The organism is Myxococcales bacterium, from assembly GCA_016720545.1.
Lineage (GTDB): Bacteria > Myxococcota_A > Polyangia > Polyangiales > Polyangiaceae > JAAFHV01.
This window is the reverse complement of record JADKKK010000029.1, coordinates 1-11,840: the sequence shown is the minus strand read 5'-3', so window position 1 is coordinate 11,840 and position 11,840 is coordinate 1. Positions and strand designations below refer to the sequence as shown.

Annotated in this window: 8 protein-coding genes and 1 pseudogene; 5 read left to right on the top strand and 4 right to left on the bottom strand. The window is 67.7% G+C overall.

What is annotated here, in order from left to right:
• Positions 1-73: 73 nt before the first annotated feature.
• From IPQ09_26370 to IPQ09_26360, 3 genes and pseudogenes are all read left to right on the top strand, one after another.
• Positions 74-226 (top strand): annotated as a pseudogene (locus IPQ09_26370) (transposase zinc-binding domain-containing protein).
• A 226-nt stretch (positions 227-452) separates the two neighbouring features.
• Entirely contained in the window at positions 453-1,367 is a 915-nt protein-coding gene (locus IPQ09_26365) for a transposase (protein MBL0197677.1), read from the top strand.
• Positions 1,368-1,597: 230 nt separating this feature from the next.
• Positions 1,598-2,740, top strand: a complete 1,143-nt coding sequence (locus IPQ09_26360; GenBank protein MBL0197676.1) for an IS91 family transposase — start codon at positions 1,598-1,600, stop codon at positions 2,738-2,740.
• Positions 2,741-3,200: 460 nt separating this feature from the next.
• On the opposite strand, the gene IPQ09_26355 is transcribed toward IPQ09_26360, so the two are convergent.
• The 3 genes from IPQ09_26355 to IPQ09_26345 all read right to left on the bottom strand — a co-directional run bounded on the left by IPQ09_26355 (position 3,201) and on the right by IPQ09_26345 (position 6,655).
• Positions 3,201-3,908, bottom strand: a complete 708-nt coding sequence (locus IPQ09_26355; GenBank protein MBL0197675.1) for a hypothetical protein — start codon at positions 3,906-3,908, stop codon at positions 3,201-3,203.
• A gap of 938 nt (positions 3,909-4,846) precedes the next feature.
• Positions 4,847-5,680 carry a hypothetical protein gene (locus IPQ09_26350; GenBank protein MBL0197674.1) on the bottom strand — a complete coding sequence of 278 codons (834 nt, stop codon included), beginning with the start codon at positions 5,678-5,680 and terminating at the stop codon, positions 4,847-4,849.
• 15 nt (positions 5,681-5,695) lie between these two features.
• Positions 5,696-6,655, bottom strand: a complete 960-nt coding sequence (locus IPQ09_26345; protein MBL0197673.1) for a hypothetical protein — start codon at positions 6,653-6,655, stop codon at positions 5,696-5,698.
• 567 nt (positions 6,656-7,222) lie between these two features.
• Here IPQ09_26345 and IPQ09_26340 point away from each other — a divergent pair.
• Together IPQ09_26340 and IPQ09_26335 are read left to right on the top strand one after the other, a co-directional pair.
• Positions 7,223-9,151: a hypothetical protein gene (locus IPQ09_26340; GenBank protein MBL0197672.1), complete on the top strand. Its 1,929-nt coding sequence runs from the start codon at positions 7,223-7,225 to the stop codon at positions 9,149-9,151.
• Between the two features lie 153 nt (positions 9,152-9,304).
• Positions 9,305-9,457, top strand: a complete 153-nt coding sequence (locus tag IPQ09_26335) for a hypothetical protein (GenBank protein ID MBL0197671.1) — start codon at positions 9,305-9,307, stop codon at positions 9,455-9,457.
• Between the two features lie 73 nt (positions 9,458-9,530).
• Here the strand turns inward: IPQ09_26335 and IPQ09_26330 are convergent, their stop codons facing one another.
• Complete coding sequence (locus IPQ09_26330; GenBank protein MBL0197670.1) at positions 9,531-10,421, bottom strand: hypothetical protein; 891 nt, start codon at positions 10,419-10,421, stop codon at positions 9,531-9,533.
• Between the last annotated feature and the right edge of the window lie 1,419 nt (positions 10,422-11,840).

The following is an 11,840-nucleotide window of genomic DNA, read 5'->3' as shown; positions in this document are numbered from 1 at the left end:
CTGTATGGCGCGGTGCAGGACGGGGCCCTCGCGATCGCGTTGCCCAAGTTCGTGAGGAAGGAGCTCGAAGGCTATCTGGCGTGCGGCCTGCTTTGCCACGGCTTCGCACGCCCTCAAGTGTGGGAGCTGCGAAGAGACGCGGCTCGTGCCGTTCAGCTGTAAGGGCCGTGGCTTCTGTCCCTCGTGCCTGGGCCGGAAGATGAGCGCCACCGCGGCGCATCTCATCGAGACGTGTGCTAGCGGTGGATCTCCGGCAGTGGGTGCTCACAGTGCCTTTGCGTGGCGAAAGCGCCTCGGGTATGACGGGCCGTTGGTCTCGGCGCTGACGCGGATCTTCGTGCAGACGGTGCTCGGGTTCTACCGTGAGCGGGGCGGTGGATCTCCACGCGGACAGAGCGGAGCGGTGATCGCGGTACAGCGAACCTCTTCCGATCTGGAAGCTGAACCCGCACGTGCACGCGGTGTTCCTCGACGGCGCATATCGGGACAAGGGCGAGGAGCTCGACTTTCGCGCGGTCGGGCACCTGTCGACGCGGGACGTGGCGGCGGTGCTGGAGCGTACGCGCGACCGGATGGTGAAGTACCTTCGTCGTCGGGGCCTTCTCCTCGAGGACGGCGACGCGGAGGGCGAGGGCGACGGTCTGGCTGTGCTCGCCGCGTCCGCCGTATCGGGCACGACGCCGCCCGCCGGTCCTGAGTGGCGCCGCGGCGCGCTGCCCTTCGAGAGACGGGGGATGGTGTTCGAGCGACCGCTGTGCGTCGCGCTCGATGGCTTCACGCTTCACGCGGCGACGCGCGCCGGCGGGCACGACGTGGCCGGCAGAGAGGCGCTGTTGAAGTACGTGTTGCGTCCCGCAGTCGCGCAGGAACGGGTGACACGCGGCCCGGACGGACTCGTGAGGATCACGCTCAAGAAGCCCTTCTCCGACGGGACCGTGGCGGTGGACATGGATCCGCTCTCGCTCCTCAGCCGCCTCGCGGCGTCGGTACCCGCGCCGCGCTTTCACACCGTTCGGTACGCGGGCGTGCTCGCGTCGGCGAGCAAGCTCCGGCCCCGTCTCGCCCCGGAAGCCCGCGGTGGTCCCACGGAGAACGCGGCGCCCATGCCCGAGAGGCCGCGTCGAGGCGCCCACCGCCCGTGGGCCGGGTCTCCTGAAGAGGACATTTGGGTTCGACGTGCTGACGCCCATGCTGCGGGGAGCATGAAGCTGCTCGCGATCGTCACCGATCCGAAGAGCGTCGCTCGCTATCTGCGAGGCATCGGCGAGCCGACGGACGTGCCGCAGCGAACCCCGGCTCGTGGACCTCCGTACTGGCAGAGTCGCGTGCTTCGGCGAGGTGCCGGCAGCGTCGAGGCTGCCGAGTAGGACGTGCGCAAGGGGCGCGAAGGCCGCGGTGCGCCCGCATGCAGGTTGCTCGGGTTCGGCAACCTCCGTGCCAGGGCCGAAACCGGCTCGGCGCGGCCACCGGCCACCGTGCAGGTGCCTCAAGCCACGCCGTCCCGCCGCCCGCCAGCTTTGGGAAAGTGGCTTGTTTCGCTTACGCTCTCCGTGAGACGCCAAGCCCGCTCGATCTCCTGCCGCAGAGGCGCTGATCGGTGGCCGCCCCGCAGGCGGCCGTCAAACGCTTCGACCTTGCGGACATCGTACGCGGAAACCGCGCCGAGCTCGAATCGACCGTGAGCCTCAGCGCCGACCAGCGGCGCGTCTTGAACGACATCGAGAGGTGCCGCACTGCCGCTCTCGGCGGGCACCTCGAGATGTGCACCCACTGTGGATACGAGCACCCCGCGTACAACTCGTGCCGGAATCGGCACTGCCCGAAGTGTCAGGCGTTGGCCCAGGAACGCTGGATCGAAGCGCAGCGAGCGCGCATGCTCGATGCTCCCCACTTCCATGTAGTCTTCACGTTGCCTTCGCAGCTCCGCCCGCTCGCGGCCTTCGCGAAGCGCGTGATGTACAACGCGCTCTTCCATGCGGTCAGCCAGACCCTGGCCGACTTCGCCAGCACGCGGCTGAAGGCCACGATCGGCGCCATTCTCGTTCTCCACACGTGGACTCGTAAGCTCGAGCTCCATCCCCACGTACACGCGATCGTCACCGGCGGGGGACTCTCCCTCGACGGCGCGCGATGGGTGCCCGCGCATCGCGCCTTCCTCTTCCCCGTCAAGGCCATGAGCCGGGTCTTCCGCGCCAAGCTCATCGCCACGCTGCGCGACGCCTATCGCAAGGGACGCTTCGCTAGCTTCGACGACTTTCAGGATCCGGAGGGCTTCTCTCGACTCGCGAGCTCCGTGGCCAAGCTCAACTGGCATGTCTACGCGAAGCCGACCTTCTCGCGCGGGAGGTACGTCCTCGAATACCTCGGTCGATACACCCATCGTGTCGGGATCGCGAACAGCCGACTTCTCGAAGTGCGCCACGACGCGATCACCTTTCGCACGAAGGGGGGTGGAACGACCACGGTGCCACCCGTCGCCTTCCTGCGGCGCTTCGTGCAGCACGTGTTGCCGAGTGGCTTTCACAAGATCCGTCATCTCGGCCTCTACGCGTCGCGGCCCCTGCGCTCACAAGCCATGGCCCTCCTCGGCGGCCGGCCCCTTCGTAAGTCCGCCACCGCGTGGCGCGAGCGTCTCAAGGCGTTGACCGGCCGGGACGTCGCGACCTGCCCTCGCTGCGGCTCGTCGCTCGTCACCTCGCCTCTACCGCCCGCCAGAGCTCCGCCTGCGAGGGCCGCATGATCGCAACGACTCTCCCACGGACCGCTCTCACGGCTCCGACGAGACACGTGTTGCCTCCGCACGAAATTCGGCTCCCACGTCGCCCATATGGTGGTTGCAGAACACGTCCCTCTCGCGCGAGCCTGGCCCTCGAGCCCCATCGGCGTGGTCGCGGCGTACTCGCTCACAACACCAGCCCTTGCCGACGGGCGGCGAATTCGCCATAGACGAGACGGGCGCACAGGACCGTCTCGGCTCGCCGCTCCGGGCTTCGTTCAGCCGCGTTTCACCGGTGGCTCTTCCGGTCAGCTACGTCTGTTCGCACCGGCGAAACGCTCACAACAACAGCCCGCTTGGCGCGGGCTCTTCCTCAGTCCGATCGTGCTCACTCAGGCGACAGGCTCTTCCTGCGCCTCGTCCTGCTCTTCCCTCTTTTCCTCTTCCTGCTCGTCGTCCGTGTCCTCGTCGGACTTCTTCGCGCTCACGGAGAGCGTCCCGAGGCCTTCGAGGGCGGCGGAGAGCTTGGGGTGAGCTGCCCCTCGAAGAGGGTGTTGAGCTTCTCGATGATCTCGTTCAGCAGGGCCTTCTGCCTCTCCTGCACGCTCCCGCTGCCCGCCTCGGTGAGCGGGTCGAGCTTGGGCTTCTCTCCCTCGCCGAGGGCGCCAAGGACCAGAGCCGCCTTGCCCAGGTTCTTGAGCGTGTGGTGGGTCAGCTTCACCTTGGAGAGATCGATGCCCTCGCGCTCGCGCTGAAACTCGAGGAGCGGCAGGAGGACCTTGAAGAAGATCGCGCGCTTCTCGATGGCTGTGTTGCCGTAGTCGAAGATCTGCGAGAGGAACGTGTAGAGCCGCACGAACGCGGCCATGTCCCCCTTGAAGAGGACCAGCGCGTCCATCTCGCCCTTCGCGTCCTCGATCGCCTTCGCGTTCGCGCGCTCATTCGCGATCGCCAGCGCCTCCTGGGCCGCCTTGTACCGCTTCACCAGGCGGTCCATCACCGGATCTAGCGCGGCCACCAGCTCGCTTTGCTTCGACGTGGGGAGGAGAGCCACCTCGACGACGCGGTCCACCTCGAAGTCGTCGTAGTGTCCCCCGGCGTCGAGCTTCGCGCGGAGATCGAACACCAGGTTTGGATCGGTGGTGGCGGAGAGCTCGGCGGTCGTGTGGTAGGTCCGGAACGCCTCGAGCACAAGCGAGCCTCCACTTGATCATCGGCGGGTTCGACGCGAAGACCGAGATGAGCGCCGCCGTCGAGGTCTTCGATCCCGTCCGCAAGCCACCGTGCTCGGGTTCGGCAACCTCCGTGCCATAGGTGCCTGCCGCCACGCCGTCCCGCCATCCGCCAGCTTGTGAAAGGTGGCTTGATTCGCCTACGCTCCCCACAGCCGGGTCACGCGCTGATCATCCATTACCTGCGCCAAGTCCTCATAGCGCGAGCGAATCTCGTCGATGCGTGCTCGGTCGATAGCCATGGACGGCGATGTAGCTCACCTCATGTTTCCATTGGGTTTCCATGGGCCGTCCGTTCCATTATTTCCTGACGGCGCCATAGCCTCCGAGCGTGTCCAGTGCGCGACTTCGTGACCCGGTGAGCGTCAGTCAGTCAGTCAGTCTCCACCCGCGTCCGGCGACGCATCGAGGCCAGCGCCAGCATCGACTGCGCCGCACACTCGCGTATTGGGCGGGCCCAAGAAGCCAATTGCGCGATCGCAGAACGCTTCTTGGTCGGCGGCGAGGAGAGGGAGGCCGAGCCGTTGTTCAACGTAGGCGCGCGGCCCAAACGCCCAACCTGCCCCCTCAAAGCGCTGGCCTCCCGCCGTTGACGCGACGTACATGACGCCCTCGGGGCTGCGCGCGCATAGAGGGTACGTGCCCTTGGAGTCGCTAATGCCGACTTCACACAGCCCGGAGACTGAAGCCGCACCCGCAAGACATGCTTCGTCGAAGTCCACCCTCCGCCAACTTGACGAGCACGTCCGTGCGGCATCCTGAATCACGCCGGCCTCGCCGGCATCCGTTCCAGCATCGCTGCTCGTTGCCGTCGTAGAGCACGCAAGCGCGAGCGACGACAGAAGCGCGCCGCAAGCAACAACGCGCGTTGCGGGTGCGAGGTTGTTCAGCAAGTCGCCTACTTTGTTCGCGCAGGCTGCGCTGGCGTCGGGGGATCAAATTCGGTGACCCTGTTCCCAAGGTCGTCGGTATCCAACGTCGTCGCGCGGGTCCCCGACTTCATGTGAGACCTGACGACCACCAGCCAAGTTGTGGTCCCTTGGCTCTTCCGGCTATGGCGAATCACCACTTCGCTCCTGACGAACGTTGTGCTCCCGATGAGTGCAGCGGGTGGGCGCCACGCCGTGGGCAGCGCAGCCCTCATGGTGCTCGCCCGGTCGAGGATTCCCGCAGGCACCATCGGCCAAGAGAGCGATAGCGAGACGGGGACTCTGTCCACGTTCAGCTGAACTCCAGCGTGTGAGTCAGGAACTGACACGCCACGGATCGATCGACGGGCTGTAGTCGAATATCCAATCGGCGTCGTCGACACCGATCGAGGATCGGCGATCGGAGCCAGGGAAGAGAACCCCTTGAAATTGGTCACCGATGCGATCTCATCGCTCGGTACCCCGACCCGCGCAAAATACTGGCGTGCGAGGCCCTCGTGCTCCGATTCGCTGGTCGGCCAGCCACGTTGCATTTGGGGGGTGTGCGGCGCGCTCCACGCGACGACTTCCCCGAGGTTCTTGTACTGAATGATGGAGTCACCCTCTCCGCTGAAGGATAGGTAGGTGTCGACGTTCGACTCCTTCGTGGCGCCATGAATGGGAAAGTCGAATCGATTCGACAGAGCCGGTCCCGACGCGAGAAGACTGCTGACGTGACCGATCTGAGGGGTATCCGGAGGGTCCGCCGAGCACCCCGCGGCACAAAGCATCAGAGAAACGAACGCGCCGAACATGTATTTCATGGTGTCCTCCGTTTACTAGCAGCACCAGTAGGTCCAGGCACAGTGAGTCGGCGCGTATGCGGGGTCTCCCTCGCTGGTCAATGTCTCATAGGACAGGCGGTACCCCGGATAGTAGGTCCCCCAGTCGCAGGAGAGCGCAACCGTACAGAGTTCCGGGCACGAGTTCTCTTCATCGTCGTATCGGGCCGCATCGATCCATGCGGCCGCCACGGTTTGCGGCGGGTCGCTTACCATACGGCTGGCGAATTCTCCGCCGCGAATCGAAGAATCGCCAGTATCACCGCCCGGCGAGGTGGAGAACCCGAGCTGCATGTGAAGGCCGGTGAAAATCTGGGAATTCATCTCGATAACAAATGGAAATGCCATTGGACAACTCGTGTCAAACGCCACGAAGTCGGTGTTTCCGTTTTGGCCGGCGCCACCCCAGCTAATTCCCGAATACTCGCCGAACCGCATCTGCGACGTGATGCTCGCCCCATGCCCAAACGTGTCGTTGGACGAGCAAGTTATGGCATATCGGTCAAACCACATGTCAGTTTTGTACCCCGAGCACGTGTGAGTCACGTAGTCGCATGCCCAGGTCAGGTTGCTGTATCCGCCGTACATACTGCTTCCGTAGGTGCCGGCACAGTAGTAGTCGTTGTCGCACGATCCGAGGCCGTGCGCGTAATTTCCGCAGGAACCGTGCATCGCGTAGTATAGGAAATGATTCGACGATGTGTCGGTGTAGCTGTCGTCGTGGCCGCCGCTGACGATGTCTGGGTCGATTGAGTCGGAATCGTACGCGGAGTTGTCGCTATAGCCCTGAATAAAGCTGTGGCCAGCATTGTACATGACAGTGCTGAAGCCATACGCGTCTGTGCACGCGTTCGGAATGTCAGTTCCGTTGCAGTCGGTGTACTCACTGGCGCACTCGTAGGAGTAATTCTTAGCGAGTGCCTCACGTGCGTCGCCGACGAATGCAGCGATTGCCACGGTCGCAGTCGTGAGTACTTGGAATACCCACTTCGTCGTCTTTGTTCGCCTTCGGCATCTACTTTGCGTCAAGACGTCCTCCTGCCGATATGTGCGATTGCCGTGACCCCAACTGACACCGTACCAGCAAGGTCACCTCTGTCAAGGTGAGGTTCGTGGCGTTTCGTCGGGGCGCTTGGCGACGTCAGCTTCGTGACTTGCACGTGTTTCCATGTGATTCTCCTGCCGATTCGGGGGGGCCATGACGACGCGACGTAACGTTCTCGTTCCTCTCAGCACGGCGCTCCTCGCGACGCTCGGAACCGTTCCCCGTTCCCTGCGTTCCTCGTTCCCCCTTCCTCCTGCCGATCACAGCAGCGAGTCCCCGCGCGAGGCTTGGAGGCGTGTCGCCCGCCCGCGCGCTCTCCGGGCGTCGCGCGGACGCGGGCTCGGAGACCGGCGCGTCGCGCGGCGAGAGCTTCCCGAGGAGCCGAGGTGTCCGGAACAACGAGAAGACGTCCGGGACAGGGCGCGGTGAGGGCAAGCTCGCGAGATGGCAGCGATGCTCGGGCTTGCTGAGGGGGCGCGGTGCCCACTCCGGTCTACGAGCGTCGAAGACCAGAGACGACAACGCTCTATCACGTGGCGCTCGCCGCGCTGGCCACGCCGGCGTGCGGGCGCTCGTTCCCCACGCCGTTCACGGCCTCCGATCTGGCGCGCGAGGGCTCGGGCGCGGCGCTGACCCACTACCTCCACCAGCCCGGCGCCACGGCCACGGTGTGCGATCGGCGCGCGGGCGGCGACGGGTTCCGCGGCGAGTCCCGCGACGACTTCGAGGCGCTCGCCGGCGGCCTGCTCTCCGGCAAGGTCGCGCCGGGCCTGTGGCAGCGCTGCGCGATGCTCATGCTCGAGAGCCTCCCCGCGGGAGAGGCCGCGTCCCTCCTCGACGAGCTCGCGCACGCCTACCGCACCCTCGTCTCGCGGAGCGCGGTCGAGACCGACGCGGCCGAGCGCGCGCGCCTCGAGGCGCTCCACAAGACGCTCCTCTTCCGTCCAAGGGGCACGGCGCCTCACCCCGAGGCCGTGGCCGACGACGTCGCGAAGCTGACCGCCGCGCTCGACAAGGGCCGGCTCGGGCCCATCGCGGCCCGCTATGGCCGCGATCTCCTCGTCGACATCGACCTCGGCCGCGGCGTGCTGTCGGGCGCCCCCGTCACGGTCGCCACCCTCGACGCGCTGTTCGCGCGCAAGGACGAGCTTCTCCTCCGCCGCGTCGCGCAGCGCGTCCCCGAGGCGACCCTCCGGGACGAGGCGCGGCGTCGCGTCGTCCGCCTGCACGTGGCCGCGAGCGCGTCGGCCTACGTTCGCGCCCACCCCGACGAGACCCAGGCGCGCGTGATGGCCGAGGGGAGAAACCCGGTCGACCTCGGGCAGCACGCCCCCACCGCCGGCTGGGTCGACGAGGAGCGGCTCCGCGTCCGCGGCCTGCTCGTGCGGCAGAACGTGTGGAAGCAGACCTCCACGCTGCTCGCGGTGGAGGGCGCGGCGCGCACCACCGGCGGGGCGCAGGTGCTCCCGTCGATCGAGCTGCGCGGCGCCCTCTTCGTCCGCGCGACAGGCTTCGAGGAGCCGCTCACCGTGTGCGCCCCCGCCGACGCGCTCGACGTGACCCCGTGTGTGCTGCCGAGCGAGGTGCGCCCCGCGATCCCCATCGTGCGCGTCGACGCGCAGGGCCTGCTGCATTTCGTCGAGCGCATCGCCACCCGGGACGCGCTGAAGCTTGTGTACAATACACCGAACCTGCCGCTCCCGTTTTTGGTGCACGAGAAGGAGCTGTTCACCCTCGAGTGGCCCATCCGGTTCGAGCGCCCGAGCCCCATCGTGTTCACCGGCCCGACGAGCGGGCGCGGCCCCGATCTCCGCGTGTCGCTCCAGCGACGCTACTCCCCCCGCGTGCTCTTCGAGGTGACCGGCCCCGACGGGCCGCTCGTCGGCGTGGTCGAGGCCGACGACCTCGAGGCGTTCGTGATCGCGACCCGCGGCGGCGCCGGGCCGGCGGGCGCGCGGGGCACCGACGGCGCGCGCGGGTCGAACGGCTCGAGCGGCTCGTCGGCCTCGTGCCCGGGCAGCCCGGGGACCAGCGGCGGCTCGGGCGGCGCGGGCGGCAGCGGCACCGCGGGCGGGCCGGGCGGCCCCGGCGGGCGCGGCGGCGACGTGGTCGTCCGAGGCTCGTGCGTCACGGGCGACTGCGCGGCGCTCTCGCGGGCGGCGCGGAGCTTCGTGCGGAGCGAGGGCGGCGCGGGCGGCCCCGGCGGCGAGGGCGGGCGCGGCGGCCAGGGCGGCTCCGGCGGCTCCGGCGGCTCGAGCGCTTCGTGCACGGTGAACGGGCGCTTCACCTCGGTGAGCGGCGGCATGACCGGCTCGGCGGGCAGCAACGGCGCGAACGGCGCGCGGGGCGCGAACGGCGCGAACGGCGCGCCGGGTCGGGTCGAGCTGCGCATCGACGCGCCGCCCTGAGCGAACGGCTCGACGTACCGGACCTCGCGGTTGGGATTGGCACTTCTCCGCGGGCGAAGGCGGCGCGAACGCTGCCAACCCTGTCGATCCCCGCGAGAGACGTCGAGGGAGACGGCCCTCGCCCCCAAGCCGGCCGCGTGGCAGACTCGCGATATGGGTCCCGCCCTCAAAGACGCGCCGCTCGTCGCCTCGCCCGAGACGGCCGAAGAGATCCGCGAAGACGAAGCGTCGGCACCGGTCGACGTGTCCGCGGAAGACCTTCGACGTTGGGCGGAGACCGGCGAATGGCCCGAATCGTTCGCCTGACCGCCACGGGTCAGCCACAAAAAGCGGAAGAGCCCGCTTGGCGCGGGCTCTTCCTCAGTCCGATCGTGCTCACTCAGGCGACAGCCTCTTCCTGCGCCTCGTCCTGCTCTTCCCCCTTTTCCTCTTCCTGCGCGTCGCCCGTGTCCTCGTCGGACTTCTTCGCGCTCACGGAGAGCGTCCCGAGGCCTTCGAGGGCGGCGGAGAGCTTGGGGTCCTTGGCGAAGGCGAAGGCCGCGTTGTCGCGGACCTCGCGCATCGCCTCGAGGAGGAAGTGGACCGCTTGATTGCGGAGGGTGACGGCGGGAGTGCCGCCTTTCACGCGCACCGTGCGCGTCGTGGCGAGGCGGGTAATCGCCTCTTCGTGGGCGAGGGCCTGGGCGACCAGCGCCTCGGGCTCGAAGCCAGTGCTGCGCACGGCCTCGGGGGATTGGAGAATGTGGTGGCGGAGCGCGCGCGAGTCCTCGAGGAGGTCTTGCACGCCTGTTCCCTCCTGGAGACCCGTGAGCGACTTTTGCACGTCCGCGTCCTTGCGGAACGCGTGGCGACAGACGCGCATCATCTCGTTGCGGTGAGCTTGGCACTCGTCGATAGAGGCCTTCTCTGCCGACGAGTACGATAGCCGCGACGATTGACGCAGCGTCTGGCAGGCCTGCGCCAGCGCGACGCGCATCGGGAGCTCGTCGAGGAAGCGGGCCTCGCACCCGGCCCCGATGATTCGATCGCGCCGGGGCGCCGCGATCTCGAGCAGGGTATTCGCGTCGCTGCAGAGCGACACGACCGAGATGCGAATACGCTTCGCGGGCAGTCCCGCGAGGAGGTGGCCGTGCTCCGCGACGTACGCGTCGGCGTCGACGACGATCGGCGCGCGCAGCGCCGCGGTCATCGTCGATCCGTTCGCGCCGGCGCCCACGGCCTTGGGAGCGGACTTGGTAGAGGCAGACTTCTTGGCATTCGCAGTTTTCATGGCTGTCAATCTCCGATCTAGAACCCGCGGCGTCCACGAAGGCGATCCTCGTTCTCACCGCTGCCCTCTCTCGGTCGGCCTCGTGGTTTCGTTGCGTACGGCCGGACGAGTTTGTTGAGAGGGCGGAGGGCGCGAGGGTAAGTGGGCGAGACAGCACGGGATTTTTCGGTTCTTGGGAGGCGAGTTATTTGCTCACACGGGGGCGCGCCGTCGAAAGAGGGAGCGGCCGAGTGGCCCGGTTCAACAGGCCGAGGCGTGTGTCCGGGTCACCCAACCGGTCTGTCCGGCCTCCCCGACGACTGTCCGGGTCACCCGAGCGGTCTGTCCGAGGCACCCTGACCCGTCTGTCCGGGCCACCCGAGCGGTCTGTCTCGCCTCCCAGAGGGCTGTCCGGGTCACCCAGGCGGCTTGTCCGGGTCACCCCGGCGGTCTGTCCGGGTCAACCGGGCGGGCTGTCCCCTTCGGGGTCGGTCGGGGTCGGGGTCGAGGTCGGGGTCGAGGTCGGGGTCGAGGTCGGGTGCGGGGTCGGGGTCGGGAGGTGGCGCCGTGACTCGGGGGAGTCACGGCGCGCTGGCGCGCTATTAGCGCGTGAGCTTCACGAGGGCGGCGGCGACTCGGCCGAGCTTCGTGGTGGCGGCGTGGCGTTCCGGCTCTTCGAGGTAGCCGAGGGCGACGGCGACATCGAGGCAGGCTTCGGTTTCGCGCAGGGAGCCGAGGGCGTTGCGGAAGCGTTCGTGGCGCCCTCCCTTCGGTCGGTTGCCATAGGCACGCCGCTCGCCTCCGGCTCGCTTGCATGTTCGCGCCCGGTGCCGCCGAACGAGCCCGAGCCCTCCGCGAGGTTGAGGACGACGCTTGCCCCCGCGCGCCGCATTTGCCTCGCGAGGTCGCGATCCGAGGTTTCGATGCGTACGAGGGCAGGACGCAGGTCCCGCAGGAGTGCCACTGCAACTGGGTAAATCGAGAGCATACCGAGCCTTTCGTTGTGCACGCCGCACCGTGCGGGCGCGCCCCGCCCACGTCGTCGCCCGCAGGCGGAGTCAAGGGCGCGAAGCGGCGCCGAAGGCGCGAACCCTTGACGCCGCCGAGGACGACGACACGCTGGAAAAGCCCGCAAACAAGGCCATTCCATGGGTCCCGCGCTTCGTCTTCTCTCGTTTCGCGTTTCGCGTTCCTCGTTCCTCGTTCCTTGCGTTCCCCGTTCCTCGTTCCTTGCGTTCCTCGTTCCCCGTTCCCCGTTCTGCCGATCACAGCAGCGAGTCCCCGCGCGAGGCTTGGAGGCGTGCTGCCCGCCCACGGGCGCCGTGAGCGCAAGCTCGCGAGGTCGCAGGGATGCTGGGTGGGCCTCGGGCTTGCTGAGGGGGCGCGGTGCCCACTCCGGTCTACGAGCGTCGAAGACCAGAGACCACAACGCTCTATCAC

Excerpts from the sequence above, each read along its gene's own strand:
- IPQ09_26335 (MBL0197671.1), top strand. The coding sequence starts at position 9,305 with ATGGGTCCCGCCCTCAAAGACGCGCCGCTCGTCGCCTCGCCCGAGACG.
- IPQ09_26330 (MBL0197670.1), bottom strand. The coding sequence starts at position 10,421 with ATGAAAACTGCGAATGCCAAGAAGTCTGCCTCTACCAAGTCCGCTCCC.
- IPQ09_26350 (MBL0197674.1), bottom strand. The coding sequence starts at position 5,680 with ATGAAATACATGTTCGGCGCGTTCGTTTCTCTGATGCTTTGTGCCGCG.